This is a genomic window from Streptomyces sp. NPDC051909 (assembly GCF_040681095.1).
Taxonomy (GTDB): Bacteria; Actinomycetota; Actinomycetes; order Streptomycetales; family Streptomycetaceae; genus Streptomyces.
Genome location: NZ_JBFAYA010000003.1, coordinates 254,974 through 281,611, shown reverse-complemented (window position 1 = coordinate 281,611; position 26,638 = coordinate 254,974). Strand labels below are relative to the sequence as shown.

Genomic DNA, 26,638 nt, shown 5'->3' with positions numbered 1-26,638 from the left:
CGCTCACAGCAGGAACAGGTCGTGGACGGCGGCCATGAGCAGCAGCGCGCCGATCACCGCGAGGAAGATCATCAGCGGCGGCTGGGACAGCGCGAACAGACAACCGCGCGGCTCCTCGGCGACGGGCACGGCGGACGCGGGCGGCGCCGCACCGGGCACAGGGGCAGGGGCGGGGACGGGGGCGGTGTCCCCCGAGGTCTCGAGCATCTCGGGGGGATGATGCAGCACGCCCGGCCCCGAAGATCACGCAACACCCCCGCGCCCGGCCGTGTTCACCCCATCCCGTGGACCACGGAATCGAGAAGCGTCAGAACCGGTCGGACCGCGGTCCGATCCCGGTCATATTCCGTGCTTCTTCAGAATCGCCTCGATGTCGCTGAAGTCCTCGTCCGCCGGCTTCGCCTGCTGCTTCGCGGCCGGAGCGGGCCGACCGGCTCCCAGCGACGGCGCCGGCGCGGCGGGCGCCACGGCCTGCGGGGCCTCTCCCCCGGCCACCGCCTTCCCCCCGGCCCTGCGCCGCTCGATCGCGCGCGTGCTCATGAACAGCAGCCAGGACAGACCGAGCACGCCGAAGCCGGCCCACACGGTCAGGTTGAACGTCAGGGCCTCGAAGAGCCAGTCGATCGCGCCCGTCATCACCAGACCCAGCGGCACCAGCGCATAGGCCGCGATCCGGGCCGCGGTCAGGAACCTCCTCCGCCAGGCCGTGATCGCGGCGATGCCCAGGCCCGCCGCGGCCACCGCGGAGCAAACGGTCTCGGCAAGCATGCGATCCTCCAGGTCCCGGGCGATACGTCCCTTCCATCCTGCACCGCACCCACCCCGCCGGGCCATGCCTCGGGCCCGGGATCAGGGAGATCTCCGGGTCGTCCCCCAGGGAGGACCGGATGGGAGACTCTTCCCATGAGTGAGTCCACCACCCCCGCCTCCCCGGTCGTCCTGGAGGCCTGGTTCGACCTGCAGTGCCCCGACTGCTTCCAGGCCCTCGACGACGTCCGCGCCCTGCGCGCCGCGTACGGCGACCGCCTCGACGTGCAGCTGCGCCACTTCCCGCTGCCCAAGCACAAGCACGCGTACGCCGCTGCCCAGGCCGCCGAGGAGGCCTTCGCCCAGGGGCAGGGCTGGCCGTACGCCGAGGCCCTGCTCGCCCGGACCGCCGAACTCGCCGACCGCGGCGAGCCGGTGCTCCTGGAGGTGGCGGGCGAACTCGGCCTGGACGCCGAGGAGTTCGACACCGCCCTGATCGACGGCCGGCACCTCCTGACGGTCGACGCCGACGAGGCCGAGGGCAAGGCGATCAAGGTCACCGGGACCCCCACGTACGTCATCGGCGGCGAGCGCCTCGACGGCGGCCAGAGCCAGGACGGTCTGCGCGAGCGCATCACGGAGATCGCCGACCGTCTCCTCGGCGCCTGACCCCACCCCTCTGCCGGGGAGATCGTCAGCGCAGTTCCTTCGCGCTGTTCACGAAGGTCGTGCGGTAGCCCAGCGACTCGTAGAGCCGGATCGCCGGGGTGTTGCCCGCGAAGACATGCAGTCCGATCCGGGTCTCCCCGGCCTCCCGCGCGACCCGCTCGGCGAGCAGCATCAGCGCCCGGCCGCAGCCGCGCCCGCGCTGCGCCTCGTCGACCTCGATGTCGTACACGAAAGCCGCCCACCGCCCCGGTTCGAGCTCGATCCGGCCCGTCCACAGATGGCCGGCCGGCCGCCCGTCCTTCACGATCACGTGGAAGGCGACGCCGGGCGAGGCCAGGCCGTCCGGGAGATACCTCCGGTGGCTGTCCTCGGACTTGGCGCGGGCCTGGTCCTCGGGGACGCCCCGGTCGATCCAGTCCTGCGCGAAGACCTCCTTGGACCGCGCCGCCCACACCACGAACTCGGCCTCGGTCATCGGCCGGACCTCGACACCGTCCGGCAGTGCGGGCGGCTCGGACGGCAGTGCCTTCACCATGTTCCGGCTTCGCTCGGTGTAGCCGAGCGAGTCCGCCATCCGGAGCGCGACCGCCGCCTCCGCGGGCACCGATATCCGCACCTGGACACAGCCCCAGCTCCGCAGCACCTCCTCGGCCGCGAGCGCCGCGACCGTGGCCCGGCCGCGCCCACGGTCCGGCTGGTGGACCCCGAGGTGGTCGATCACGCCCGAGGCCGCCCCGAAGGCGGGGTCCGTGGAGAGCCGGACGGAACCGACCCGGCGGCTGTTCACGCAGATGTCGTACGTGCGCGAACGGCTGCCGTCGGCGGACTGCTGAAGCGGCTCGGACGGCCGCAGGGTGGTGGTCATCACGGGTGTTCTACCCGCGCCGGCCCCACCCGTCATCCGGATTTCGGCCGGGATCCGGTCTCAGCCGAGCTTCGGGTCCCGGTCCCGGGCCGCCCGCTCCTCGAAGATCCGCATCGCCTTGGCCGTGACCGGCCCCGGCGCCCCGGCGAGCTCCCGGTCGTCCACCCGGTGCACGGCCTGCACGTCGCGCAGGGTCGAGGTCAGGAAGATCTCGTCGGCGCTCTCCAGGACGTCCAGCGGCAGGTCGGCCTCCTCGGCGCCGGTCCACTCGGCGGCCAGGGCGCGGGTGATGCCCGCGAGGCAGCCCGAGGACACCGGCGGGGTCAGGATGCGCCCGTCGATCACCACGAAGACGTTGGAGCCGGTGCCCTCGCACAGCTGCCCCACGGTGTTGGCGAACAGCGCCTCGGAGGCGCCCCGCTCGTGCGCGCGGGCGAGCGCGACGACGTTCTCCGCGTACGAGGTGGTCTTGAGGCCGGTGAGGGCGCCGCGCTCGTTACGGGTCCAGGGGACCGTGATCACGGCGGTGCCGTCCGGGCGGCGGCGGGTCTCGCCGAGGGCCACGACCAGGCCGGGGCCGGAGTCGCCGCGCTCGGAACCGAGCGGGGAGAGCCCGCCGGTGTACGTGATGCGCAGCCGGCCGAGCTCCATCGGGTTGGCGTCGAGCACGGCGGCGACCGCACGCCGGACCTCGTCGAGGTCCGGGTCGGGCAGCCCGAGACCGCGCGCGGAGCGGGTCAGCCGCTCCAGGTGGAGGGTGAGGGCGAACGTTTCACCACGCTCGGCCTTGACCGTCTCGAAGATGCCGTCGCCGACGGTCAGCCCGTGGTCGAGGACCGAGACCCGCGCGCTCTCGGCGTCGTGCAGCGCGCCGTTGACCCACAGTTTCATCGAGATATGACCCTTCCAGTCGCCTCGTACGCGCCCGACGCTATCGCGACCAGGCGGGCGGCCTTGAGCTCGGTCTCGGCCCATTCGCGCTCGGGGTCGGAGCCCCAGGTGATGCCGGCGCCGGTGCCGAAGCGCAGCACGCCCTCGGCCCGGTCGATCCAGAAGGTACGGATGCCGACGGCGAGCTCGGCGGCGCCCCGGTCGGCGTCGACCCAGCCGATGCCGCCGCAGTAGGGGCCGCGCGGCACGGTCTCCAGGGCCTCGATGATCCGCAGGGCGCTGGACTTGGGGGCGCCGGTCACGGAGCCGGGCGGGAAGGTGGCGTCGAGCAGCTCGCGCCAGCCCGCGCCCTCGCGCAGTTCGCCGCGGACGGTGGAGACCAGGTGGACCAGGCCCGGGTGCGGCTCGACGGCGCACAGCTCGGGCACGGTGACGGAGCCGGTGGCGCAGACCCGCCCGAGGTCGTTGCGGACCAGGTCCACGATCATCACGTTCTCGGCGTGGTCCTTCTCCAGGAGGTCGTCGGCGGTCCGGCCGGTGCCCTTGATGGGTCCGGACTCGACGACGGCGCCGGTGCGCCGCAGATAGAGCTCGGGCGAGGCGGTGGCGATCTCCACGCCGTGCGCGGGCAGCCGGACGGTGCCGGCGTACGGAGCGGGGTTCCCGCGCGCGAGGAGGGCGGTGAGGGCGTCGACGTCGGCGCCGGCCGGGTCGGGCAGCGGCGCGGACATCACACGGCAGAGGTTCGCCTGGTAGACCTCGCCGCGCGCTATGTGGTCGCGCACGCGGCGTACGCCCGCGGTGTACGCGGCGCGGTCGAGCGAGGACGTCCAGTCGCCGGCCGCCGGTCCGCGCCAGGCGCCCGGGACGGGCGCGGGGACGGGATCGGGCCGCACGTCGCCGAAGCGCGCGCAGGTCAGCCGGCCCTCGAAGTCCGCGACGACCGCCCAGAAACCGGAGGAGTCCAGGGCCTCGGGGTCGCGGGTGACGTCCCGGAGGTCGGTGGCGAGGAGGCCGCCGAAGCGGGCCAGAGGAGCGAGGGGGTGCACAGAGCGAGTCTAGGTCGGCGGGAGGAGGGCGGGAGGGGAGCGGCCGGGGCCGCGGGAAGTCCCCTGGGAAGGAGGGGGGTGTGGGGCGGCAGAGGTGCGAGGGGGCGCTGGGAGCCACCTCGGGGACACATGGAGTGAACGCCGTACGAACGCTCCCGGACGCCCTCGCGGGGGCGCAGGTCAGCACGCTGCGGAAACGCGTTTTTGTGCTGGCCCAGGAATCCGCTAGAGTTCAACACGTCGCCGGGACGCGCAAGCGAAACGGAAACGACAAGCGGACGTGGCTCAGTTGGTAGAGCATCACCTTGCCAAGGTGAGGGTCGCGAGTTCGAATCTCGTCGTCCGCTCGATGTGGGGGATCTTCCCGAACCCCCGAATCACACTCCTGGTGGAGTGGCCGAGAGGCGAGGCAACGGCCTGCAAAGCCGTCTACACGGGTTCAAATCCCGTCTCCACCTCCAAGGACGATTAGCTCAGCGGGAGAGCGCTTCCCTGACACGGAAGAGGTCACTGGTTCAATCCCAGTATCGTCCACTGGACCTTCGGGTCCCGGATCTTCGGATCCCCCGCGCGATTAGCTCAGCGGGAGAGCGCTTCCCTGACACGGAAGAGGTCACTGGTTCAATCCCAGTATCGCGCACTGGACCTTCGGGTCCCGGACCTTCGGGTCGTCCCGCGCGATTAGCTCAGCGGGAGAGCGCTTCCCTGACACGGAAGAGGTCACTGGTTCAATCCCAGTATCGCGCACCAGACACAAGCCCCCGGTCGCACTGGCGACCGGGGGCTTCGTCGTGCCGCGAGAGGTCCGGCGTGGGGCCAGGCCCCGGAGGGCCCGGCCGCGCGCTCGGGCGAGGCTCAGGAGGAGAAGAGCATCCGGCCGAAGCCGCGGTGGCCGTGGTGCCCGTGGTGACCGCCGTGGTGCGGGGCGCCCCAGGCCGGGGCGGCGGGCTGCGCCGGGTAGGCCTGCGGCGGCGGCGCCTGCTGGACCCACTGGGACTCCAGGCGGGTCAGGGCCTCCAGCTCGCCGTAGTCCAGGAAGATGCCGCGGCAGCCGCTGCACTGCTCGATCTGGACGCCGTTGCGGTTGTACGTGTGCATGGCCGCGTGGCACTTGGGACACTGCATGCGGACTCAACTCCCTGCCGTTCGAATGGGGCTCTCACATTACGTGGACGCCGGCGGCGGCAACTCGGTTCGGAGCGAACCGATTCGGGCACAGGTGTCGATCATCACGTCCTCCACCTCGTCCAGCGGGCGCCCCTCGGCCGTGGACTTGGCGACGGCCAGCGCCGCCGTCTGCACGGTGAGCGCGCGGGCCGGGACGTCGAGCCGCGCCCACGGGTCGGCGTCTCCGCGGCCGGGGCCGCGGGTGGCGGGGCCGCCGGCCGTCTCGTACGCGGCCAGGAAGCGCGACCAGACCTCCGGGGCCAGCAGTCCGGCCGCGAACCAGGCGGCCGGCCGGGCCAGGTCCCAGGCCGGATCCCCGAGGCCGAGGTCGTCCAGGTCGATCAGACGCCAGCGGACGTCCGGACCCGGCTCCCCGAGTCGTACGAGCTGGCCGAGGTGGAAGTCGCCGTGGCAGAGGGCCGGCGGCGCGGCGGGGCCGGCGGCGAAGTCGGGGAGGGTGACCCAGGCGCGCAGCACCACGGCGGTCGCGGGGTGGTCCGGGGCCGCGCGGCGCATCCGGTCCACGGCGAGGGCGGCCTTCAGCGGCGCGCGCATCGGCGGCGTGCCGGGCGGGGCCGGGGCGCGGTGCAGCCGGGCGAGCAACCGGCCGGCCGCCTCCCAGGGGGCGGCGCCGGGGTCCTCGGGGTCGACGGGGCTCCCGTACGGCCACAGGCTCAGCGGCCGGTCGGCGTGCGGTGCGCGAGGTGCGCGAGGTGCGGGAAGCGGCGGCAGCAGGACGTCGGCGAGGGCCGGGAGCGCGGCCACGGATATCCGCGCCCGCAGGTCTGCCGGGTCTCCGTCGGGCCCGTGCGCCTTCAGGACGAGCCGCCCGTGCCGTACGACGGTGCCGTCGGCCCGGTCGGCGAGCAGGCCCGCCCGGCACGGGCACGGCGCCCCGTCGGGCTCGCCGGGATGCGCGGCGGCGCGGGCGAGGCTGTGCAGTTGGCGCAGGGCGGTGTCGTCCACGGCCTGGAGCCTACGCGGCGGCGTGTGGCGGCGGCCGGTCGGCGTAAGGGGGCGGGCCCCGGGAAAGCGCGAGGGCCGGTCAGCTCCCCAGCTGACCGGCCGCACGCTGCCGTCCGCCGCACCCCCGTCCCCACGGGGTTGTTGGCCGGATGTCCCCGACCCGGGCCGCTCTCCCGGGTCCGGGGCGCTGTTCAGCGCCCCAGCATCACGCCCACGGACGACGCCTGAGTGACCACCGCGTCCCAGCCGCCGAAGACGACCACGAGCAGGGCCGCGAGAGGGAGGACCATGGCGGTCGCCACCAGCGGGTGACGGCGGCTCGAAGGGCGGGTGGTGTGCATCCGCGGGGCCGAATACGCCATGGTTCCTCTCCTGTCGTGTCGGAGGCGGCGGGTGCGGTGACCTCGGGGGACGAGTGCTGCACCCGCCGCTCGACAACCAATCTAGGCAGCGGGCGGACTTCGGGCGTCATGCCCGCGTACCGACTTCCGGGCCTCCCGGAGGATGACGGGCCTCCGAACGGCGTACTCCCCTGGGTGGAGACGGATCGTCCGCACTGGGGGTCTTCCCGGAGGGGATGCCCGGACGCCGCTCCGGTGCGGCCGTGTGAGCTGTCCCACGTTCGGCGCGGCCCGTCGGGGTGTCGCACTCGCCTTCAGTCAACGCCCTTGATATGAGGGAGTGTTGGCGAGTGGTACGGCTGACCCGGCCTCAAGTGTCCCCCTCAGCACTGACAATCGATGCCGCCCCGAGGGCGCGGCCTGTGAGCGGGCCGGGGCAGGGGTACGTAAGCTGTGCCACGTCGAACGGACGAGGGGACGGACATGGCGATGATGCGGCTCCGGCGCGAGGACCCGCGGATCGTCGGGTCGTTCCGGCTGCACCGCCGGCTGGGCGCCGGCGGGATGGGGGTCGTGTACCTCGGTTCGGACCGGCGCGGACAGCGCGTGGCGCTCAAGGTGATCCGCCCCGACCTCGCCGAGGACCAGGAGTTCCGCTCCCGCTTCGCCCGTGAGGTGTCCGCGGCCCGGCGGATCCGCGGCGGCTGCACCGCCCGCCTGGTCGCCGCCGACCTGGAGGCCGAGCGCCCCTGGTTCGCCACCCAGTACGTGCCCGGGCCCTCGCTGCACGACCGGGTCGCCGAGGAGGGTCCGCTGCGGGCCGCCGACGTGGCCTCGATCGGTGCCGCGCTGTCCGAGGGCCTGGTCGCCGTGCACGAGGCCGGGGTCGTGCACCGCGACCTCAAGCCGTCCAACATCCTGCTCTCGCCCAAGGGCCCCCGGATCATCGACTTCGGGATCGCCTGGGCGACCGGCGCCAGCACCCTCACCCATGTCGGCACCGCCGTGGGCTCCCCCGGCTTCCTCGCGCCCGAGCAGGTCCGGGGCGCCCCCGTCACCGCCGCCACCGACGTCTTCTCGCTCGGCGCGACCCTCGCGTACGCGGCGATGGGCGACTCCCCCTTCGGGCACGGCAGCTCCGAGGTCATGCTCTACCGGGTCGTGCACGAGGAGCCGCAGCTGCACGGGGTGCCGGACGCGCTCGCGCCGCTGGTGCGGGCCTGCCTCGCGAAGGATCCGGAGGAGCGGCCCAGCACCCTCCAGCTCTCCATGCGGCTGAAGGAGATCGCCGCGCGGGAGGCACAGGGGCTGCCCGCCGCCGCCCGGCCGCCCGGCCAGCGCGAGCGGACCGAGGAGCGCAGCCCCGTCCGGCCCACGGAGCGGTACACCGAGCGGTCGCTCGACCGCGGCGCGGAGGGGGCCGGCGAGCGCCCGGCGACCGACCGGCCCACCGGCGGTGGCCGCGCCTCCGCGTCGGCCCGCCCCTCGGCCGCCCGGCCGTCCTCGTCCCGTACGGGTGCCGGCGCCGGCGGCGGCGCCCGTGGCGGGCAGTCCCGGCCCGGCACCCGACCGGGCACCCGCACCGGGGCCCGCGGCACCTCCACCGGGCGCCGGCCCGCGAACCCGCGGCTGCTGCGTCAGCGGCTGTTCGTCTTCGTCGTCGTCACGCTGGTGGTGGCGCTGGGGATCGCGGCGGCGCAGGCGCTCCAGGGGTAGGGCCGGAGATCCCCTGGGAGCTCCCCCGTCTGCTTACGCCTGCGGGCGGCCGCTCGTCACCGCATAGAAGGCGACGGCCGCCGCGGCGCCCACGTTCAGCGAGTCCACGCCGTGCGCCATCGGGATCCGCACCCACTCGTCCGCCGCGCGCAGCGCCTGCGTCGAGAGGCCCTCGCCCTCCGCGCCCAGCATCAGGGCCACCCGGTCCAGCTTGTGCGGGGCCGCGTCGTCGATCGACGCCGCCCGGTCCGCCGGGGTCAGCGCAAGCAGCTTGAAGCCCGCCTCCCGCACCGCCTCCAGACCGCGCGGCCAGGTGTCCAGGCGGGCGTACGGGACCGAGAACACCGCGCCCATCGACACCTTCACCGAGCGGCGGTACAGCGGGTCCGCGCAGTCCGGGGACAGCAGCACCGCGTCCATGCCGAGCGCGGCGGCGCTGCGGAAGATCGCGCCGATGTTGGTGTGGTCGTTCACCGCCTCCATGACCGCGACCCGGCGGGCCGTCGTCAGCAGGTCCGCCGCGGACGGCAGCGGCTTGCGCTGCATCGAGGCGAGCGCGCCGCGGTGCACGTGGTAGCCGGTGACGCGCTCGGCCAGGTCAGGGCTCACCGCGTACACCGGGGCCGGGAGTTCGTCGATGACGTCGCGCATGACGTCGACCCACTTGGCGGAGAGCAGCATCGAGCGCATCTCGTAGCCGGCGTCCTTGGCGCGGCGGATCACCTTCTCGCCTTCGGCGATGAACAACCCCTCGGCCGGCTCGCGTCTGCGCCGCAGTTCGACGTCGGTCAGTCCGGTGTAGTCGCGCAGGCGCGGGTCGTCGGGGTCGTCGATCGTGATGAGTTCGGCCACGGGGTGATACTGCCTTGTCCGGTGGGTGGTGCCAATGCGTGCGGGTGGGGTGGGCGCATCCGGGTTACTCCGGGTACGCCCCGCGTCAGTGGGTCGGCTTGGCCGTCGGGTTCTTGGCCGGGGACTCGTGGACCACGTCGCCGATGACGATGACGGCCGGGGGGCGGACGTCCTGGGCCGTGACGGTCTCGGCGACCGTCGCCAGCGTCGCGTCCACCCGGCGCTGGGTGGCCGTGGTGCCCTCCTGGATCAGCGCGAGCGGGGTCTGAGGCGCCTTGCCGTTCGCGATCAGCGCCTCCGCGATCTTGCCGATCTTGTCGACGCCCATGAGGATGACGAGCGTTCCGGTGAGCCGCGCGAGCGACGCCCAGTCGACCAGCGAGCGCGGGTCGTCCGGCGCCACATGGCCGCTGACCACCGTGAACTCGTGCGCCACCCCGCGGTGGGTGACCGGGATGCCGGCCGCGCCCGGGACCGAGATCGAGCTGGAGATGCCCGGGACCACCGTGCAGGCGATGCCCTCGGCGGCCAGCGCCTGGGCCTCCTCCATGCCGCGGCCGAAGACGAACGGGTCGCCGCCCTTCAGGCGGACGACGGACTTCCCGGCCTTGGCGTGCTCGATCAGCGCGTTGTTGATGGCCTCCTGGGCCATGAACCGGCCGTACGGGATCTTCGCCGCGTCGATCACCTCGACGTGCGGGGGGAGCTCCGAGAGCAGGTCGCGCGGGCCGAGCCGGTCCGCGATCACCACGTCCGCCTCCGCGAGGAGACGGCGGCCGCGGACCGTGATCAGGTCCGGGTCGCCCGGGCCGCCGCCGACGAGCGCGACGAACGGGGTACGGGCGCGCTGCGCCGGAGCCGCGATCGAACCGTCGTGCAGGCCCTCGACGATCGCGTCCCGGACGGCGGCCGAGCGGCGCGGGTCGCGGCCGGTGAGCACGGCGACCGTCACGCCCTCGCTGTGGCCGGTCGCCGGGGTCCACGCGGTGGCCGCCTCGGCGTCGTCGGAGCGGACGCACCAGGTCTTCGTGCGCTCGGCCTCGGCGGAGATGGCGGCGTTCGCCGCCGGGTCCGTGGTCGCCACCAGGGCGTACCAGGCGTCGGCGAGGTCGCCCTCCTCGTACCGTCGCCTGATCCAGGTGATCTCGCCGGTCTCGGCCATCGCGTCCACGGAGGGGGTCGCGGAGGGCGAGATCAGGGTCACCTGGGCGCCGGCCGCGATCAGGGCGGGCAGCCGGCGCTGCGCGACCTGGCCACCGCCGAACACGACGACGCGGCGGCCGGCGAGGCGGAGTCCGACGGGGTAGGCGGGGTGCTCTGCGGTGTCGGCGTGCTCGGCCATGGTGCGGGCGGCTCCTCTGGAGGGGCGGTGCTGTTGGCACCTCACGATATCGGTGACCTGCGGGTCTCTCGCTGTGATCGATGTCCCTCGCGTCGGTGGGAGGGTGCGTGTGGAACGTTCCGGGCACCGCATTCGGGACTGCATGATTTACGGCGCGGTCAGGTCCGACCAGCGCGGAACGTCCTTGTTCCGCGCCACAAATCACGCTTCACGTCCCGAACGTCGGTGCCCTGCACGTCCCCCACTTCCGTCCGTGGACCGTGGGGGCGTGCGGGCCGCGGGACTACTTCTCCGTGACGCCCGCCGAGTCGAACGTCGCCACCTCGTGCATCGCCCGCGCGGCGCTCTGGACCACCGGGAGGGCCAGGAGCGCACCGGTGCCCTCGCCGAGGCGGAGGTCCAGGTCGACCAGGGGGCGCAGGCCCAGCTTGTTGAGGGCCGCGACATGGCCCGGCTCGGCGCTGCGGTGGCCCGCGATGCAGGCCGCGAGGGACTCGGGCGCGATGGCGCGGGCGACCAGGGCCGCCGCGCCGGTGGAGACGCCGTCGAGGATGACCGGGGTACGGAGCGAGGACGCGCCCAGGATGAGGCCGACGAGCGCCGCGTGCTCCAGGCCGCCGATGGCTGCGAGGACACCGATCGGGTCCGCCGGGTCCGGCTTGTGGAGGTCGAGCGCTCGGCGGACCACGTCCACCTTGCGGGCGTGCATCTCGTCGTTGATGCCGGTGCCGCGGCCGGTGACCTCGACCGGGTCGACACCGGTGTAGACCGAGATCAGCGCGGCGGACGCGGTGGTGTTCGCGATGCCCATCTCGCCGGTGAGCAGCGCCTTGTTGCCGGCCGCCACCAGGTCACGGGCGGTCTCGATGCCGACCTCGATCGCGGCGACCGCCTCTTCGCGGGTCATGGCCTGGCCGATGGTGAAGTCGGCGGTCCCGGCCTTGACCTTGCGCGGGAGAAGACCGGGCGTGGAGGGCAGGTCGGAGGCCACGCCGACGTCGATGACGCAGACCTCGGCGCCCACCTGGTTGGCGAAGGCGTTGCAGACCGCGCCGCCGCCGAGGAAGTTCGCGACCATCTGGCCGGTCACCTCCTGGGGCCAGGCGGTGACGCCCTGGGCGTGCACCCCGTGGTCGCCGGCGAAGATCGCGACGGCGGCCGGCTCGGGGATCGGCGGCGGGCAGACCCGGGACAGGCCGCAGAGCTGCGCGGAGATGATCTCCAGCATGCCGAGCGCCCCCGCGGGCTTCGTCATGCGCTTCTGGCGCTCCCAGGCCTCGCCGAGCGCCTTGGCGTCCAGCGGGCGGATGTTGGCGACGGTCTCCTGGAGCAGGTCGTGCGGCTCCTCGCCGGGCAGCGCGCGGCGGCCGTACGTCTCCTCGTGGACGACCCAGGACAGCGGGCGGCGCTTGGACCAGCCCGCCTGCATCAGCTCGGGCTCCTCGGGGAACTCGTCGACGTAGCCGACGCAGAGGTACGCGACCACTTCGAGGTGCTCGGGCAGGCCGAGGGCGCGGACCATCTCACGCTCGTCGAAGAAGCTGACCCAGCCGACGCCGAGGCCCTCGGCGCGGGCGGCGAGCCACAGGTTCTCGACCGCGAGGGCCGAGGAGTACGGGGCCATCTGCGGCTGCGTGTAGCGGCCGAGGGTGTGCCGGCCGCCGCGGGTCGGGTCGGCGGTGACGACGATGTTCACCGGGGTGTCGAGGATGGCCTCGATCTTCAGTTCCTTGAACTGCTTCGCCCGGCCCTTCGGCAGCGACTTGGCGTACGCGTCGCGCTGGGTCTGGGCCAGCTCGTGCATCGTCCGGCGGGTCTCCGCGGACCGGATGACGACGAAGTCCCAGGGCTGCGAGTGGCCGACGGACGGTGCCGTGTGGGCCGCTTCGAGCACCCGGAGCAGGACCTCGTGCGGGATCGGGTCGGGGCGGAAGCCGTTGCGGATGTCGCGGCGTTCGCGCATCACGCGGAGCACGGCCTCGCGCTCGGCCTCGTCGTAACCAGGGGCGCGGTCGCCGGCCGGTGCCGGTTCGACCTCGGCCTCCGGCTCCGCCGGGGCCTCCGCGACCGGCTCGGGCTGGGGCTCGGCGGCCACTTCGGCCTCGACGACAGCCTCGACGACGGGCTCGGCCGGGAGTTCGGGCTCCGCCGGAGTCTCCGCGACCGGCTCCGGGGCGACCTCGACCACGGGCTCGGGCTCGGGCTCGGGCTCGGGCTCGGGCTCGGGCTCGGGCTCGGGCTCGGGCTCGGGCTCGGGCTCGACCACGACCGGGACCTCGGGCCGCGCCTCGGGGGCGTCCTCGGCCACGACCGGGATCTCCTCGGCCGCGACCTCGACCGGGGCCGGGGCCGACTGCTCCTCGGGGGCGACGACCGGGGTCTCGGCCACGACCGGCTCGACCGCGATCGGCTCGGCGGGAGCCTCGACCGCGACCGGCGCCTCGGGCTGCTGCTCCGGTTCGGCCTCGCGCGGGGCGGGGACCTGGGCCTCCTGGACGACCGGCTCCGCGACGGGCGGCTCGGCGACCGGCGGCTCCACGACGACCGGTTCGACGGCGACCGGTTCGACGACGGCCTCGGCCACGACCGGCGGCTGCTCCGGCTGCGGCTCCTGGACCGGGAGGACCGGCTCCGGGGCGGGCGTCGGGGCCAGGTGCGGGGCGGTCGGGACGGAGCCCTCGACCGGGACGAACTGGACGGCCTGCGGGGCGACCGCTTCGGCCGCTACGGGGGGCTGGGGCTCCTGGGGCTGCGCGGTCCACGGCACGGCGCCCTGCGGGGCCGTCTGCTGGTCCTGCGGCGGCACGTCCAGGTACTCGGGGCCGATGGTCGGCGGGCCCGGGGTCCGTACCGGCTCCGGCGCGGGCGCCGTGGCGGCGACCTGGGACGGGGCGGGCGCGGGCTGCGCGGCGGGGGCGGCGGCCGGGCCGCGGTCGGCGAGCGAGCGCACCACGCCGCCGGTGGCGTCGGGCATCGGCGGGCCCATGTGCAGCGGGCGGCGCGCGGGCTGCGGGGCCTGCGCGGGCCCCGGGGCGGGCATCCGGACACCGCCGAGGTCGACGGAGCCGGAGTCGCGGCCGGCCGCCTCGTGGGCGCCGGTGTCGAGGATGCCGGGCTCATAGCCGTGGTCGGTGAGGAGCTGCTCGTGCGGCACGCCGTGCGCCGGGGTGGCCTGCGGCGGCACCGGTACGCCCTGCGGCGGGGTGGCGGTGACCTGCTCGATGGGGGCGGTCAGCGGATCGACGGCCGGGGCCGGGGCGGGCACGGTGACCGGCGGCGCGGGCACGACGCCCGGCTGCAGCTCGCTCCAGGCGCCCTGGGCGCCCGGCATCAGCAGTACCTCGTCGTCCGCGTTCTCGGAGGGGTCCAGGTAGGCGTACGCGCCCGGGGCGGGGATGCCCGGCTGCTCGCCCGTGCCTGCGTTCTCCGGCAGCCCCTCGGCCGGGACCTGGCCGGTGTCCGTCATGCTGCGTACCCCTCGCCCATCGGTTGTGCTCCTTCAGACCTTCGCCCGTCGACAAGAACGAGCTCGCGCGCCGCGCGGCACGAAGCTCGCGCGGACACCCATGCATTGTCGCGGCCTTCGGCCATCCTGGCAGGCGGATCCGCCACCCTTGGCTGTGGACTGCGCCACGTCGCGCCGTCCCCCCGTCGTCCCGCACCCGGTGAGAGGCAAAAAGGCCCCTGGTCCAGGACATTGACGAACAACACGCCGAACGTCCCGGTGCGGTACAACAATCGGCCAGCCTACCTCCCCCGATGGCCTCCGCGATCACGGGGAGCATCCGTTCGGTCGCCGGACAGGAGGAAGACCACGGAGCGCCCGAGCTCGGTCCATTCGGCCGGGTCGAGGCCCACGGTCTGCAGCAGCGCGCACTCGACCGTGTAGCCGCCGTCGGCCAGTGCCGCGCCGATCGCCTCGGCCTCGTCGCGGGTGGCGGCGTGGGTGACGATCCGTTCGGGCCTGCGGTCGGTGCAGGCGGTGACGACGGGCACTCCCCCGGCCCCGATGCGTACGACATCGGGTTCGGGAAGGCTCTCCAGGACGTGCGGGGCGCTGCCGATGACGGTCTGGAGCCGGCGGCCGGCGGCGCGGGCGGCGGCCTCGGTGCGGGCACAGGCGGCGGGGTCGGTGTCGACCGCGATGACGGCGGCGCCGAAGCGGGCCGCGTCGACGGCGAAGGCCCCGTCGGCGCAGCCGATGTCCCAGACGAGGTCGCCGTCGCGGGGGCCGAGCCGGGCGAGCTGGGCGGCGCGCAGGGTGGGGTCCTGGCCGGTGCGGCCGCCGGTGTCCTCGGTGGGCAGGGCCCAGCCGCGTACGGCCGGGGTGTCGTGGCCCATGAGCCAGCCGCCGGTGGCACCGGCGCCGATGCCGCCGATGACAAGGACGACGTTGGGGTCGCGCCAGGCGTGGTCGGCGGCCTTGTCGGAGGTGACGACGGTGACCTGTTCGCGGTCGGTGCCGAGTTCCTCGCAGATGACGAAGGTGCGGTGGACCCCGTCGAGGAGCAGGGCGAGTTCGGCGGGTCCGGCGCCGGGCGAGGTGAGGACGGCGACCTTGGGGTGGGCGCGGCAGACGTTGACGGCGCGGCGCAGGGTGCGCTGGTGGGCGACGACGACCCGGGCGTCGTCCCAGGGCATGCCGGCCCGGGCGAAGGCGGCGGCGACGTTGGAGACGGCGGGCACGACCTCGACCTCCAGGCCGTGTTCGGGGGCGCGCAGGGTGCGGACGACGCCGAAGAAGCCGGGGTCGCCGTCGGCGAGGACGACGGCGGTGCCGCGGTGGCCGGCGATGCGGCGGGCGGCGAGGTCGACGCTGCCGAGGCGGATGCGTTCGGCGGCGGCCGGGACCTCGGGCAGGGCGAGGTGGTGGGCGGCGCCGGCCACCAGGGTGGCGGCGGCGAGCGCGGACCGGGCCGCCGCGGTGAGGGGCGAGCCGTCCCAGCCGATCACCGTGACCCGGTCGGCCATCTGTGTCTGTCTCCCTGGGCGTGTGTGCAGGTCGGGGCGGTTCGAGCCTACCTGGGCGGGGGCCTCGCGGGGGCGGTCAGCTCCAGTCGGCGTAGGTGGAGAGGCCGGCCTCGGCCATCTGGTCGGCGTCGAGGTCCTCGGGGAGGAGGCTCCACACGATGAGGTCGGTGCGGACGTCGGTCCAGGCGCCGGTCTCGGTCTGGCTGCGTGCTATCCAGGCGTTGCGCAGGACGCCCTCGCTGATGCAGCCGATCTTCTGGGCGACCTGCTGGGAGGCCGTGTTGTCGGCGGCGGTGCGCAGTTCGAGGCGTTCGAAGCCGCGGTCGCCGAAGAGCCATTGGGCGACGGCGAGGACGGATTCGGTGGCGTAGCCCTCGCCACGGGCCCAGGGGGCGGTGACGTAGGCGACCTCGGTGGCGCGGGTGCGCCAGTCGGTGCTGTGGAGGTGGACGATGCCGACGAGGCGCTGGGTGAGGAACTCGGTGACGGCGAAGACGATGCCGCGGCCATCGGTGCGTTCCGCAGGAGCGATCCTGCGGACCCAGTCCTCGGCGTCGTGCGGGGTGTAGGGGTGCGGGACCGAGGTCCAGGCGACGACGAGTTCGTCGTTCATCATCTCCACGAACGCGGGGATGTCGGCTTCTTCGAACGCGCGCAGCACCAACCGGTCCGTGCTGATGGAGATGGACGGGAAGGTCGTAGTCATGCGCAACTCCATACGTGAAGACCGTGAACGCACAGCATGCAGCATGCGGTGGTCGCGCGCATGCGCGGGGTGAACCCGAAGGCCCCGCACGCCGGTACGGGGCGGGCGGGGCCTTCGGGACGGGGACGGCGCCAAGGGGCGTGCCGCGGGCCTTACTTGGCGGGGGCGCCGAAGGCCGGGACGACCGAGCCCTTGTAGGTGTCCTCGATGTACTTCTTCACCTCGGGGGAGTTGAGCAGCTTGACGAGCTTCTGCACCCGGGCGTCGTTCTCGTTGCCGGCCTTGACGGCGAGGAAGTTGGCGTAGGGGTTGCCCTCCGCCTTCTCCAGGACGAGGGCGTCCTTCGCCGGCGAAAGCTTGGCCTCGATCGCGTAGTTGCCGTTGATGACGGCGGCGTCGACGTCGTTCAGGGCGCGGGGCACGGTGGCGGCCTCCAGCTCCTTGAACTCCAGGCCCTTCTTGTCGGTGATGTCGGAGAGCTTGGCGTCGGTGCCGACACCCGCCTTGAGGGTGATGAGCCCGTTGTCGGCGAGCAGGTGGAGCGCGCGGCCCTCGTTGGTGGTGTCGTTGGGGACGGCGACGGTCTGGCCGGCCTTGATGTCCTTCACCGACGTGACCTTCTTGGAGTAGAGGCCGAGCGGCTCCAGGTGCACGTTCACCACGGGGACGACGTGGGTGTTGTTCTTCTTGTTGAAGTCGTCGAGGTACGGCTTGTGCTGGAAGAAGTTGGCGTCGACCTGGCCGGACTCGGTGGCGGTGTTCGGCAGGACGTAGTCCGTGAACTCCTTCACCTCCAGCTTCAGGCCCTCCTTGGCGGCGAGCTCGTCCTTGACGAAGTCGAGGATGTCGGCGTGCGGCGTCGGGGACGCGGCGACGACGAGCGGCTTGTCGGCGGAGCCGGCCGCGTCCTTGGCGGAGGACGGGTCGGAGGAGGTGCCGCAGGCGGTGAGGCCGAGGGCGAGGGCGGCGGTGGCGGCGATGCCGGCGGAGAGCTTGATGTTCTTGCGCACGAAGAGTGCCTCTTTCCGGTGGAGCGGTTGCTTCGCCTGGACAACAAGTCCGGGCTGTTCTTCGGGGTACGAAGTCGGGGGCGCCTGGCGGCTACGCGGTGCGGGTCACGCGGTGCGGCCGCGGCGGGCGAGGAGGCGGACGACGCCGTCGCCGATGAGCTGGACGACGGTGACGATCACGACCAGGACGACGACGGTGACCAGCATGAAGGTGGTGTCGAAGCGCTGGTATCCGTAGGTGATGGCCTTGGAGCCGAGTCCTTCGCCGCCGACCGCGCCGGCCATGGCGGAGTAGCCGATGAGCACGATGACGGTGGTGGTGACGGCGGAGACCAGGGAGGGCAGGGCCTGCGGGAGCAGGACCTTGCGGACGATGGTGGGGATGCCGCCGCCCATGGACTGGACGGCTTCGACGAGCCCGTGGTCGACCTCGCGGATGGCGGTCTCGACGAGCCGGGCGAAGAACGGGATGGCGCCGATGGCGAGGGGCACGATCATCGCGGTGGGGCCGATGAAGGTGCCGACGACGAGGGTGGTGAAGGGGATCAGGGCGATCAGCAGGATGATGAACGGGAGCGAGCGGCCCACGTTCACGATCGCGCCGACGATCTTGTTCACCGGTCGGTTCTGCAGCAGTCCGCCCTTGTCGGTGAGGACGAGCAGGATGCCGAGCGGGAGGCCGCCGACGATGGTGACGACGGTGGCCCACAGGACCATGTAGAGGGTGTCGACGGTGCCCTGCTCGAGCAGCGGCTGCATCTCGGACCAGGTCACTTGGCACCTTCCTTCACCAGGACGGGCGCGGCGGCGGGGGCCGGTGCGGCGGCCGGCGGTTCGACGATCTCGACCTGGAGGCCCTGCTCGCGCAGGAAGCCGACCGGGACGACGTTCTCCTCGTAGTGGCCGGGGAGTTCGATCCGCATGCGGCCGATCTGGCGTCCGCCGACGGTGTCCATGGCGGCGCCGAGGATCGAGATGTCGATGTTGTACGTACGGGAGAGCTGCGAGATGACCGGCTGGCCCGTGGTGTCGCCGTGGAAGGTCACGTCGACGACCGTGCGGTCGAGTCCGGTGGCGGCGCCGCTGACCGGGAAGAGTTCGGCGGCGAGCTGGGAGCCGGGGGTGGCGAGGAGTTCGCCGACGGTGCCGGACTCGACGACGCGGCCCTTCTGCATGAGGGCGGCCGAGTCGCAGATGGTCTTGACGACGTCCATCTCGTGGGTGATGAGGAGGACGGTGAGGCCGAGCTGCTGGTTGAGGTCGCGCAGCAGCTGGAGGATGGAGCGGGTGGTCTCGGGGTCGAGGGCACTGGTGGCCTCGTCGGAGAGCAGCACCTTGGGCTTGCCGGCGAGGGCGCGGGCGATGCCGACGCGCTGCTTCTGGCCGCCGGAGAGCTGGCCGGGGTAGGCCTTGGCCTTGTCGGCGAGGCCGACGAGGTCGAGGAGTTCCAGGGCGCGGCGGGAGCGTTCGGCGCCGGAGACGCCGAGGATCTCCAGGGGGAGCTCGATGTTGTCCTTGACGGTGCGTGAGGACAGCAGGTTGAAGTGCTGGAAGACCATGCCGATGCTGCTGCGGGCGCGGCGCAGTTCCCTGCCGGCGCGGCGGCTCTTCCCGGCGAGGGCGGTGAGGTCGACGCCGTCGACGGTCACGGTGCCGGAGGTGGGGCGCTCCAGGAGGTTGACGCAGCGGATGAGCGAGGACTTGCCGGCGCCGCTCTGTCCGATCACGCCGAAGACCTCGCCTTCGCGAACGTGGAGGTCGACGCCGTCCAGAGCGGTGACCTGGCGGCCTCGCGACTCGTAGACCTTGGTCAGGCCCGAAGTGGTGATCACAGGGTTTCCGTCACTGTCGAGTGCGCGGCGCTGGGTCCGCCGTGCACGGCATTCGTCTTTCGGGACAGTCAGGCGCAGGGCGGCTGGTCACGGCGGTGGCCGGGAGGCAGCGCGTGCGCGTGGGGCGGGCTCGGTCCGGTGCCGGAAGGGGCGGCGGATCGGCTCGGCCGTGGGGCTCGCTTCGGGGCGCGAGTCTCAGGCGGGGGCCCTCAGTTGGCGCACATTCGACACATACAGCGAGCACCGGGCGTCTGGTTCGCCTCGGTCGCAAGGGTGCGGCTGCTCGTCGTGGTCATGTCGGTAAGTAAAGCATGCAAATGTGCGAACGGAAGGGAGCTGTCCGCATACCGGACAGCAGTGAGACGGCATGCGGACGGACCGGGTTCGTGCCGGAGGTGGCGGCGGGCTCCGCTCCCCCGGGCGTGGCCTGGGCGGGGAGCGGCCGCGAACCGGTGGCCGGGGGGCCGCGGCGGGTCGGCCAGGAACGGGGGATGTGGTCAAGACCACTGTCCGGGGCTGAGCACGCCCCAGGCGGCGGGGGCCGGGCCGCGTGGGTCGCGGGGGCCGGGCGCATCGGGGCGTTCGGGCCGTAATACCCTCGGGCGCATGCTTGACGCCCTGACGGTCGCGGTCTCGGTGGCCGCGCTCGCCCTCGCCGCCTGGTGCGGCTTCGCCGCTTATCGGAACCAGCCCACCAAGGACTGGCACTTCATCGGCATGGCCGTGGTGACCTTCCTCGCCCTGGTGCAGCTGGTGGTCGGCATCGTGCAGCTGGTGCGCGGCGAGAAGGCGGAGGAGGGCACCACGATCTTCATCGCCTATCTCCTGGGCGCGCTGTGCGCGGTGCCGGCCGCCGGGCTGCTCTCGCTGACCGAGCGCAGCAAGTGGGGCTCGACGACGGTCGCGGCGGGCGCGGTCGTGCTCGCGGTGCTCGAAGTGCGTCTCTACGACATCTGGACGGTGGGCTGATCATGACCGCGACCGAGACCGGGGCCCCGGGCACCGACAGGCCGGGCCGGCTGGTGAAGGGCCCGGGCGTGCTGCTCGTCTGGCTGTACGGCGTGATGTCGGTGGGCGCGGTGTCCCGCTCGATCTACCAGATCGCCACCGAGTTCGACCGGGCGCCGCTGGCGTACGGGCTGTCGGCGGTGGCCGCGGTCGTGTACGCCTTCATCACGTACACGCTGGTACGGGGCGGCGAGACGGCCCGCAGGGCGGCGCTGGTGTGCTGCGCCGCCGAGCTCGCGGGCGTGCTGATCGTCGGTACCTGGACGCTGGTCGAGCCCTCGGCCTTCCCGGACGCGACGGTCTGGTCCCAGTACGGGTACGGCTACGTCTTCATCCCGGTGCTGCTGCCGCTGAGCGGCATCTGGTGGCTGCGGCGGTCCAAGGCCGCCTAGGCGGCCTTCTCCAGGGTGACGAGGGTGAGCCGGGGGCCGACCGCGCGGGTGGAGACCTGGGCGTACCCCTTGCTGCGGTAGAGCCGCAGGTTGCCCTCGCTGCGGTGGCCGGTGAAGAGCTGGAAGCGCTTGGCGGCGGGCGCGGGCTCCTGCGCGTAGTGGCGCTCGATGGCGTCGAGCAGCCGGCCGCCGATGCCGTGGCGCTGCATGCGCGGGTGGACGATGAGCTTGGCGATGCGCACGGTGCCGTCCTCGCCGAGCCGGCCGCGCACGGAGGCGACGACCTCCTCGCCCAGCCTGGCGACGAAGGCGCGGCCCTCGGCGAGTTCGGCGCGCAGGGCGTCGAGCGACTGGGTCAGCGGCTCGATCGACCAGTCCTGGTAGATCTCGGCCTCGCGCTGATAGCAGAGGTACTGGAGCTTCAGGATGCTCTCCGCGTCCTTCGTCGCGTCCGCCGCTGAGATGGTCACGCTCATGCCCATGTGCGCATGCCTCCCGCTCGTCTGTCCGCCGTGGGTCTACGGCACCATTCCCCGCGCACCCGCACCGGGAACCTCCGCAGCCAGCATTCTGCGCAGGCATCCCAGGCAACGGGAACGCATCGGCCCCAGACTGCCCTGTGAGATACCCAACGCCCCTGCGATTTCCCGGTAGGTGGGGTCGTCGGGGTGGAGCATCGCGGTGAGCAGCCGGGGGCAGTGGCCGGGGGTGCGGCGGACGGCGGCGCGCAGGGTGCGACGGCGCTCGGAGTACAGCGCGTGGCTCTCGGGCGAGCCGTGCGCCGGGGGTTCGTGCGCGGGCTCGTGCGCGGGTTCGTGCGCGGGTTCGTGCGCGGGTTCGCCGTGGAGGGGCCGCTCGTGGAGGGTGGCCCGGCGGGCGCGGCGGGCCTCGGCGCGGACCGCGCGGCGGAGCCAGTCGGCGGGCCGCTCGGGTGCGTCGTCGTCCCGGATCCGTTCGAGGAGGCGCAGCAGCACGGCCTGTTCGAGGTCGTCGGGCTCGACTCCGGCGGCGGGTGCCTCGGCCTGCGACTCGGCGGCGAGCAGCGGGGTGAGGGTGGCGAGCAGGGCCTCGGGGGTGTTGTGCGTGGTGCTGTGGGAGGTCATGCCCGCGACGATGCGGGTGGGGGCCGGGCCGGTTGCGGTCCCGGCCCGAAACCACCCGGTCGGGGGTACGGGCCGGGGGCCGCGATCGTACGCGGACTCAGCGGTCGTCAGCGCTCGTCAACGGTCGTCAGCGGGCGCGGAAGTCGGCCGCCGCCAGCACGGCCGTGTCGGCGTTGTCGGAGAAGATGCCGTCGATGCCGGTCGCGAAGAAGCGCTTGAGCGCGCCGAAGGCGTCGCCGTACGCGTTGGGGTCGGTGCCCCGGCGGTACTCGGCCGGCAGGAAGGTGTTCTCGTTGCGCTGGGTGTACGGGTGGAGGATCAGGCCCTGGGCGTGGGCGTCGCGCACCAGCGTGGTCTCGGCGCCGAGCCGGCCACTCGCGTCGCGCGGCAGGATCAGGTCGAGGGTGGGGCCGATGCCCTGCGCGTACGAGGCGATCCAGCGCAGGCCGGCGGGCGTGACCAGGTCGGCGACGGTGCGCGGGTCGCCGGCCTCGACGAAGTCCCAGGGGCGGGTGGCGGCGCCGGAGAGCAGCACGACGCGCGGGGAGTCGACGAGCTTCGCGAGCCACTGGATGCTGCCGGGCTCGAAGGACTGCAGGAAGACCGGGGAGTCGGCGCGGTGGCGGCCGTAGCGGCGCAGCAGCCTGGCGAGCCGCTCTTCGAGCGCGAGGCCGATCGAGCGGAAGTAGGTGGGGTGTTTGGTCTCGACGTGCAGCCACACCGGGCGGCCGCGGCGGCGGCCCTCCAGCTCGGCCCAGCGCAGCACCTCCTCGAAGGTGGGGACGGCCCAGCGCCCGTCGTAGAGGGTGTTCTTCTGGCGGGTGGCGGGGATGCGCTCCTCGGCCCGCAGGGTCTTGAGCTCGGCGAGCGTGAAGTCCTCGGTGAACCAGCCGGTGAGGGCGGCACCGTCGACGGTCTTGGTGGTCCTGCGGGAGGCGAACTCGGGGTGGTCGGCGACGTCGGTGGTGCCGGTGATGTCGTTCTCGTGGCGGCAGACCAGGTGCCCGTCCTTGGTGGGGACGAGGTCCTGCTCGACGACGTCGGCGCCGAGGTCGAGGGCGAGCTGGTAGGAGCCGAGGGTGTGCTCGGGGCGGTAGCCGCTGGCGCCGCGGTGGCCGATGACGGTGGGGACGGGCAGCGAGCGGTAGCCGCCGTGGCCGTGGCCCTGGGCGCGGGCGCCCGGCTCGCCGTCGGCGGCGACGGCGGACTGGACGGCCTGGGCGGTGCCGCCGGCGAGGACGGTGGATCCGCCGAGGACGGCGGCGCCGGCCGCGCCGAGGACCGCGCGTCGGGCCGGGGTCGGGCGCTCGGGCTGTGTCATGAACACTCCTTCGGTGTGATCTCCGTGTGATGTCCCGCACCTGTCAACTGCGCCCCCGACGCTAGGCAGTCAGCCCCTACACCCGGCAGACCTGCGCGGAACATGGCGGAAACACACGTCAACACGGCGTATCCGTTGCGTGAACCCGATGTGCGGAGCGTGGTGACCCGCGAGTATCGTCGCGATCTGCACCGTCGGCTCGCCGAGCCGCAGCCGCCCGCCCGACACGGAGGAACCGTTGTCCCGTCTCGCGATCATGAAGGCCACCCTCGGTCCGGTCCTGCGCCTCATGTTCCGTCCCCGCGTCGAGGGCGCCGAGAACGTCCCTGGCACCGGGCCGGTCATCCTCGCGGGCAACCACCTGACCTTCATCGACTCGATGATCATGCCGATCTGCCTGGACCGTCCGGTCTACTTCATCGGCAAGGACGAGTACGTGAAGGGCACCGGCCTCAAGGGCCGTCTGATGGCCTGGTTCTTCACCAGCGTCGGCATGATCCCGGTGGACCGGGACGGCGGCCGCGGCGGTGTGGCCGCGCTGATGACCGGCCGCCGGGTCCTGGAGGAGGGCAAGATCTTCTCCATCTACCCGGAGGGCACCCGCTCCCCCGACGGCCGGCTCTACCGCGGTCGCACCGGCATCGCCCGGCTCACCCTGATGACCGGCGCGCCCGTGGTGCCGTTCGCGATGATCGGCACCGACAAGGTCCAGCCGGGCGGCGCGGGCATCCCGCGCCCGGGCCGGGTGACGGTCCGCTTCGGCGAGCCGATGGAGTTCTCCCGCTACGACGGCATGGACCGCGACCGGTACGTGCTGCGCGCGGTGACGGACTCGGTGATGGCGGAGGTCATGCGGCTGTCGGGCCAGGAGTACGTGGACATGTACGCCACCAAGGCGAAGGAAGCCGCGTAGCGGACGCGAACGCGAGGGCGCCCCGTACGGAACGTTCCGTGCGGGGCGCCTTCGCGTGTGCTGACGCGTCAGTGCTCGACGGGGCCGTCCGCCAGCTTCTGGCCCTTCAGCAGGAACCAGGCCGCGACCGCCGTCGCCAGGAGCACCGCCGCGCCGACGCCGGAGGCGATGCGCAGGCCGTCGACGAAGGCGTCCTGGGCGGCGGTGACGAGCGCGCCGCCCTGGGCCGGGGCGAGGCCCGCGGCGGCCTCCACGGCGCCGCCGAGCGAGTCGTGGGCCGCGGCGGCGGTGTCGGCCGGGATGCCCGCCGGGGTGGTGAAGTCCCGGTAGACACCGGTCACGACGGAGCCGAGCAGCGCGATGCCGAGGGCCGCGCCCAGCTCGTAGGCCGTCTCGGAGACGGCGGAGGCGGCACCGGCCTGCTCCTTGGGGACGCCGGAGAGGATCACGTCGGCGGTGACGGTGAAGGCGAAGCCCGCGCCGACGCCGACGACGAGCAGGCTCGCGCCGAGCAGCGGGTAGCCGGTGGACTGGCCGATGGCGGTCAGCACCGCGAGGGCGAGACCGATGGCGGCGAGGCCGCCGGCGACGACCGAGCGCACGGAGAACCGGCGGGCGACGTGGCCCGCGACCAGACCGGCCGTCACCGCGCCGACGGCGGCGGGCAGTTCGGCGAGGCCCGCCTCCAGGGGTGCCCGTCCCTGGACCAGCTGGAAGAACTGGGACAGGAAGAACACCAGGCCGGACAGGCCGAGGATGGTCAGCAGGTCGGCGACCACGGCGGCGGAGAAGCCTCGGTTGCGGAACAGGCGCATGTCCAGGAGCGGGGCCGGCAGGGTGAGCTGACGGCGTACGAACCAGGTCAGACCGCCGATGCCGACGGCCAGCGCGGCCACCACGTCCAGGGTGGGGCCGTGGGCGGCCAGCTCCTTGACCGCGTAGACGACGCCGATCACGCCGGCCAGGGACAGGACGACGCTCGGCAGGTCCCAGGGGCCCGGGTTCGGGTTCTTCGACTCGGGGATGAGCTTGGCGCCGACGAGGACCAGGACGCCCATCACGGGCAGGTTGATGAGGAAGACCGAGCCCCACCAGAAGTGTTCGAGCAGGAATCCGCCGACGACCGGGCCCACCGCGGCACCGGCCGAGGCCATGGCGCCCCAGATGCCGATGGCGAGGCTGCGCTCGCGCGGGTCGTGGAAGAGGTTGCGGATCAGGGCCAGGGTGGACGGCATCAGGGTGGCGCCGGCGACGCCGAGCAGGGCGCGGGCCACGATCATCATCTCGGGGCTGCTCGCGTAGGCGTTCAGGACGGAGAGCGCGCCGAACGCGAGGGCTCCGGTGAGCAGCAGCCTCTTGCGGCCGATGCGGTCGCCGAGGCTGCCCATGGAGACCAGGAGGCCGGCGATGACGAAGGAGTAGACGTCGCCGATCCAGAGCAGCTGGGTGCCGGACGGCTTCAGGTCCTCGGAGAGGAACGGGGTCGCCAGGCCGAGTACCGTGGCGTCGACCGCCACGAGCAGCACGGCCAGGACGAGCACGGCGAGGGCGAGCCACCGGCCGGGCCGGCGCACGCCCTCCGTATGGCTCTCGTGCTGCTGCGCGCTCATGAGGCTGTCGCTGGTCACTTCTCCACGCTCCTGCGTGCTCCGCCGAGCATCAGCTCGGTGATCATGTACTGGTAGTCCTTGGCGGCGACCCGGCCGTCCATCACGGCCCAGGCGCCGGAGCCGACCAGGCCGTAGAAGGCCTCGCACAGCCAGGCGGGGGTCAGGTCGATGCGGAAGACGCCCTGCTCCTGACCGCGCCGGAAGAGCGCGGCGATCCGGGCGTCGAGCCGGGCCCAGCCCGCGTTCTGCTCCTCCCCCTCGAACAGCTGGTTCTCGGTGACGAGGAAGGACAGCAGCGGGGCGACGGGCTCCACTTCGCCGACGAGCCGGCGCAGCGCGTCGTCGGCGGGCCCCTCGTCGAGCCGCGCCCGGTCGAGGGCGGTCTCCAGCTCCGCGATGGCCATCTCCTCCAGCGCGCGGATCAGCGCCTCCCGGCCGGCGAAGAGCCGGTGGAGGGTGGCGCGGCCGATGCCGGCGGCCCGGGCGACCTCGTCCATGGTGGCGGTCGCCTTCACGGAGAGCGTGGCGGCGGCGGAGCGGAGGACATGGGTGCGATCGACTGCCATGAGACGACCATACACCGAATGAGACATCCATGTCTCATTCAATAAATCGATGCCTCACGGGGCGTGGGAGGGAATCCTGTGCACATGACAAGACCGCTGCTGCTGATCGACGTGGACGGCCCGCTGAATCCGTACGCGGCGCAGCGCGAGCGCCGTCCGGAGGGGTATACGACGCACCGGATGAGCCCGACGGGCTGGACCGGGGCGAGGCCGCTGCGGGTGTGGCTGAACCACGGGCACGGCGCGGAGCTGCTGGCGCTCGCCGAGGCGTACGAGCTGGTCTGGGCGACGACCTGGAAGGGCGAGGCCAACGACTGGATCGGGCCGCATCTGGGGCTGCCGGAGCTGCCGTTCATCGACTGGCCCCAGATGCACGGAAAGGCCCCTCGCGGGACCTTCTGGAAGACGCAGTACATCCTGGAGTACGCACAGGGGCGGCCGTTCGCCTGGGTCGACGACGACATCACGTCGTACGACCACGAGTACGTGGAGCAGAACCACCTCGCCGCCGCCCTGTTGCTGCGCGTCGACGAACGGGTCGGGCTGACCCGGCCGGACTTCGACGCGCTCGCGGAGTGGGCGGCGGCGCTGTGACGGGCTG

The 26,638-nt window shown here is 73.2% G+C and carries 27 protein-coding genes and 5 tRNA genes; 11 read left to right on the top strand and 21 right to left on the bottom strand.

Annotation, left to right across the window (positions count from 1 at the left end; all coding sequences use genetic code 11):
• Positions 1 to 3 precede the first annotated feature (3 nt).
• Positions 4 to 207, bottom strand: a complete 204-nt coding sequence (locus AB0M18_RS06835) for a hypothetical protein (RefSeq protein WP_365755734.1) — start codon at positions 205 to 207, stop codon at positions 4 to 6.
• A 132-nt stretch (positions 208 to 339) separates the two neighbouring features.
• Positions 340 to 768 (bottom strand): hypothetical protein, encoded by a 429-nt coding sequence (locus AB0M18_RS06830; RefSeq protein ID WP_365755733.1) that lies wholly within the window; start codon positions 766 to 768, stop codon positions 340 to 342.
• A gap of 135 nt (positions 769 to 903) precedes the next feature.
• Here AB0M18_RS06830 and AB0M18_RS06825 point away from each other — a divergent pair, with 135 nt between their 5' ends.
• Positions 904 to 1,416, top strand: a complete 513-nt coding sequence (locus tag AB0M18_RS06825; RefSeq protein ID WP_365755732.1) for a DsbA family protein — start codon at positions 904 to 906, stop codon at positions 1,414 to 1,416.
• 25 nt (positions 1,417 to 1,441) lie between these two features.
• On the opposite strand, the gene AB0M18_RS06820 is transcribed toward AB0M18_RS06825, so the two are convergent.
• The 3 genes from AB0M18_RS06820 to AB0M18_RS06810 are packed head-to-tail and all read right to left on the bottom strand — an operon-like array spanning position 1,442 to position 4,221.
• Positions 1,442 to 2,281, bottom strand: coding sequence for a GNAT family N-acetyltransferase (locus tag AB0M18_RS06820; RefSeq protein ID WP_365755731.1), 840 nt, complete (start codon positions 2,279 to 2,281; stop codon positions 1,442 to 1,444).
• Positions 2,282 to 2,341: 60 nt separating this feature from the next.
• The gene (locus AB0M18_RS06815) at positions 2,342 to 3,172 is read right to left on the bottom strand and encodes an aminodeoxychorismate lyase (RefSeq protein WP_365755730.1); all 831 of its coding nucleotides are present in this window, start codon (positions 3,170 to 3,172) and stop codon (positions 2,342 to 2,344) included.
• Entirely contained in the window at positions 3,169 to 4,221 is a 1,053-nt protein-coding gene (locus AB0M18_RS06810) for a chorismate-binding protein (RefSeq protein WP_365755729.1), read from the bottom strand. Before AB0M18_RS06810 ends, AB0M18_RS06815 begins: the two co-directional genes overlap by 4 nt.
• Before the next feature lie 274 nt (positions 4,222 to 4,495).
• On the opposite strand from AB0M18_RS06810, the gene AB0M18_RS06805 reads away from it, so the two are divergent.
• From AB0M18_RS06805 to AB0M18_RS06785, 5 genes are all read left to right on the top strand, one after another.
• Positions 4,496 to 4,568: transfer RNA gene (locus tag AB0M18_RS06805), tRNA-Gly, on the top strand.
• 40 nt (positions 4,569 to 4,608) lie between these two features.
• Positions 4,609 to 4,682, top strand: a tRNA-Cys gene (locus AB0M18_RS06800).
• Position 4,683: 1 nt separating this feature from the next.
• Positions 4,684 to 4,755: transfer RNA gene (locus AB0M18_RS06795), tRNA-Val, on the top strand.
• 34 nt (positions 4,756 to 4,789) lie between these two features.
• A tRNA-Val gene (locus tag AB0M18_RS06790) sits at positions 4,790 to 4,861 on the top strand.
• Between the two features lie 35 nt (positions 4,862 to 4,896).
• Positions 4,897 to 4,971: transfer RNA gene (locus AB0M18_RS06785), tRNA-Val, on the top strand.
• A gap of 105 nt (positions 4,972 to 5,076) precedes the next feature.
• Here AB0M18_RS06785 and AB0M18_RS06780 read toward each other — a convergent pair.
• From AB0M18_RS06780 to AB0M18_RS06770, 3 genes are all read right to left on the bottom strand, one after another.
• Positions 5,077 to 5,346: a zf-TFIIB domain-containing protein gene (locus AB0M18_RS06780; protein WP_265865430.1), complete on the bottom strand. Its 270-nt coding sequence runs from the start codon at positions 5,344 to 5,346 to the stop codon at positions 5,077 to 5,079.
• Positions 5,347 to 5,385: 39 nt separating this feature from the next.
• Complete coding sequence (locus AB0M18_RS06775) at positions 5,386 to 6,354, bottom strand: aminoglycoside phosphotransferase family protein (protein ID WP_365755728.1); 969 nt, start codon at positions 6,352 to 6,354, stop codon at positions 5,386 to 5,388.
• Between the two features lie 191 nt (positions 6,355 to 6,545).
• Entirely contained in the window at positions 6,546 to 6,716 is a 171-nt protein-coding gene (locus AB0M18_RS06770; protein ID WP_365755727.1) for a hypothetical protein, read from the bottom strand.
• A gap of 462 nt (positions 6,717 to 7,178) precedes the next feature.
• Between AB0M18_RS06770 and AB0M18_RS06765 the strand changes: the two genes are divergently transcribed.
• On the top strand, positions 7,179 to 8,411 hold the full coding sequence (locus AB0M18_RS06765) for a serine/threonine-protein kinase (RefSeq protein ID WP_365755726.1): 1,233 nt from the start codon (positions 7,179 to 7,181) through the stop codon (positions 8,409 to 8,411).
• A 33-nt stretch (positions 8,412 to 8,444) separates the two neighbouring features.
• Here the strand turns inward: AB0M18_RS06765 and AB0M18_RS06760 are convergent, their stop codons facing one another.
• The 8 genes from AB0M18_RS06760 to AB0M18_RS06725 all read right to left on the bottom strand — a co-directional run bounded on the left by AB0M18_RS06760 (position 8,445) and on the right by AB0M18_RS06725 (position 19,124).
• The gene (locus AB0M18_RS06760; protein ID WP_365755725.1) at positions 8,445 to 9,263 is read right to left on the bottom strand and encodes an RNA methyltransferase; all 819 of its coding nucleotides are present in this window, start codon (positions 9,261 to 9,263) and stop codon (positions 8,445 to 8,447) included.
• Between the two features lie 85 nt (positions 9,264 to 9,348).
• Positions 9,349 to 10,605: a uroporphyrinogen-III C-methyltransferase gene (cobA, locus tag AB0M18_RS06755; RefSeq protein ID WP_365755724.1), complete on the bottom strand. Its 1,257-nt coding sequence runs from the start codon at positions 10,603 to 10,605 to the stop codon at positions 9,349 to 9,351.
• 283 nt (positions 10,606 to 10,888) lie between these two features.
• Positions 10,889 to 14,071, bottom strand: coding sequence for a nicotinate-nucleotide--dimethylbenzimidazole phosphoribosyltransferase (cobT, locus tag AB0M18_RS06750; RefSeq protein ID WP_365755723.1), 3,183 nt, complete (start codon positions 14,069 to 14,071; stop codon positions 10,889 to 10,891).
• A gap of 281 nt (positions 14,072 to 14,352) precedes the next feature.
• On the bottom strand, positions 14,353 to 15,576 hold the full coding sequence (gene cbiE / locus AB0M18_RS06745) for a precorrin-6y C5,15-methyltransferase (decarboxylating) subunit CbiE (RefSeq protein WP_365755722.1): 1,224 nt from the start codon (positions 15,574 to 15,576) through the stop codon (positions 14,353 to 14,355).
• A 76-nt stretch (positions 15,577 to 15,652) separates the two neighbouring features.
• Positions 15,653 to 16,294, bottom strand: a complete 642-nt coding sequence (locus tag AB0M18_RS06740; protein ID WP_365755721.1) for a GNAT family N-acetyltransferase — start codon at positions 16,292 to 16,294, stop codon at positions 15,653 to 15,655.
• A 140-nt stretch (positions 16,295 to 16,434) separates the two neighbouring features.
• Positions 16,435 to 17,292: a MetQ/NlpA family ABC transporter substrate-binding protein gene (locus AB0M18_RS06735; RefSeq protein WP_365755720.1), complete on the bottom strand. Its 858-nt coding sequence runs from the start codon at positions 17,290 to 17,292 to the stop codon at positions 16,435 to 16,437.
• A gap of 105 nt (positions 17,293 to 17,397) precedes the next feature.
• Positions 17,398 to 18,066: a methionine ABC transporter permease gene (locus AB0M18_RS06730; RefSeq protein WP_365755719.1), complete on the bottom strand. Its 669-nt coding sequence runs from the start codon at positions 18,064 to 18,066 to the stop codon at positions 17,398 to 17,400.
• A complete protein-coding gene (locus AB0M18_RS06725; protein ID WP_365755718.1) occupies positions 18,063 to 19,124 on the bottom strand; it encodes an ATP-binding cassette domain-containing protein in 1,062 nt (353 codons plus the stop codon). Before AB0M18_RS06725 ends, AB0M18_RS06730 begins: the two co-directional genes overlap by 4 nt.
• A gap of 606 nt (positions 19,125 to 19,730) precedes the next feature.
• Here AB0M18_RS06725 and AB0M18_RS06720 point away from each other — a divergent pair.
• A complete protein-coding gene (locus tag AB0M18_RS06720) occupies positions 19,731 to 20,093 on the top strand; it encodes a hypothetical protein (RefSeq protein ID WP_365755717.1) in 363 nt (120 codons plus the stop codon).
• A 2-nt stretch (positions 20,094 to 20,095) separates the two neighbouring features.
• Positions 20,096 to 20,524: a hypothetical protein gene (locus AB0M18_RS06715; RefSeq protein WP_365755716.1), complete on the top strand. Its 429-nt coding sequence runs from the start codon at positions 20,096 to 20,098 to the stop codon at positions 20,522 to 20,524.
• On the opposite strand, the gene AB0M18_RS06710 is transcribed toward AB0M18_RS06715, so the two are convergent.
• The 3 genes from AB0M18_RS06710 to AB0M18_RS06700 form a co-directional block, all read right to left on the bottom strand.
• Positions 20,521 to 21,006, bottom strand: a complete 486-nt coding sequence (locus AB0M18_RS06710; RefSeq protein WP_365755715.1) for a GNAT family N-acetyltransferase — start codon at positions 21,004 to 21,006, stop codon at positions 20,521 to 20,523. The genes AB0M18_RS06715 and AB0M18_RS06710 overlap by 4 nt on opposite strands.
• A 36-nt stretch (positions 21,007 to 21,042) precedes the next feature.
• The gene (locus AB0M18_RS06705; RefSeq protein WP_365755714.1) at positions 21,043 to 21,627 is read right to left on the bottom strand and encodes a sigma-70 family RNA polymerase sigma factor; all 585 of its coding nucleotides are present in this window, start codon (positions 21,625 to 21,627) and stop codon (positions 21,043 to 21,045) included.
• A 127-nt stretch (positions 21,628 to 21,754) separates the two neighbouring features.
• Positions 21,755 to 22,948: a glycerophosphodiester phosphodiesterase gene (locus tag AB0M18_RS06700; protein WP_365755713.1), complete on the bottom strand. Its 1,194-nt coding sequence runs from the start codon at positions 22,946 to 22,948 to the stop codon at positions 21,755 to 21,757.
• A gap of 238 nt (positions 22,949 to 23,186) precedes the next feature.
• On the opposite strand from AB0M18_RS06700, the gene AB0M18_RS06695 reads away from it, so the two are divergent.
• Positions 23,187 to 23,861, top strand: a complete 675-nt coding sequence (locus tag AB0M18_RS06695; protein ID WP_356069611.1) for a lysophospholipid acyltransferase family protein — start codon at positions 23,187 to 23,189, stop codon at positions 23,859 to 23,861.
• Between the two features lie 68 nt (positions 23,862 to 23,929).
• On the opposite strand, the gene AB0M18_RS06690 is transcribed toward AB0M18_RS06695, so the two are convergent.
• On the bottom strand, positions 23,930 to 25,471 hold the full coding sequence (locus tag AB0M18_RS06690; RefSeq protein WP_365755879.1) for an MFS transporter: 1,542 nt from the start codon (positions 25,469 to 25,471) through the stop codon (positions 23,930 to 23,932).
• A 14-nt stretch (positions 25,472 to 25,485) separates the two neighbouring features.
• Positions 25,486 to 26,037: a TetR/AcrR family transcriptional regulator gene (locus AB0M18_RS06685; RefSeq protein WP_365755712.1), complete on the bottom strand. Its 552-nt coding sequence runs from the start codon at positions 26,035 to 26,037 to the stop codon at positions 25,486 to 25,488.
• A gap of 84 nt (positions 26,038 to 26,121) precedes the next feature.
• Here AB0M18_RS06685 and AB0M18_RS06680 point away from each other — a divergent pair, with 84 nt between their 5' ends.
• Positions 26,122 to 26,631: an HAD domain-containing protein gene (locus AB0M18_RS06680; protein ID WP_365755711.1), complete on the top strand. Its 510-nt coding sequence runs from the start codon at positions 26,122 to 26,124 to the stop codon at positions 26,629 to 26,631.
• The last annotated feature ends 7 nt before the right edge of the window (positions 26,632 to 26,638 follow it).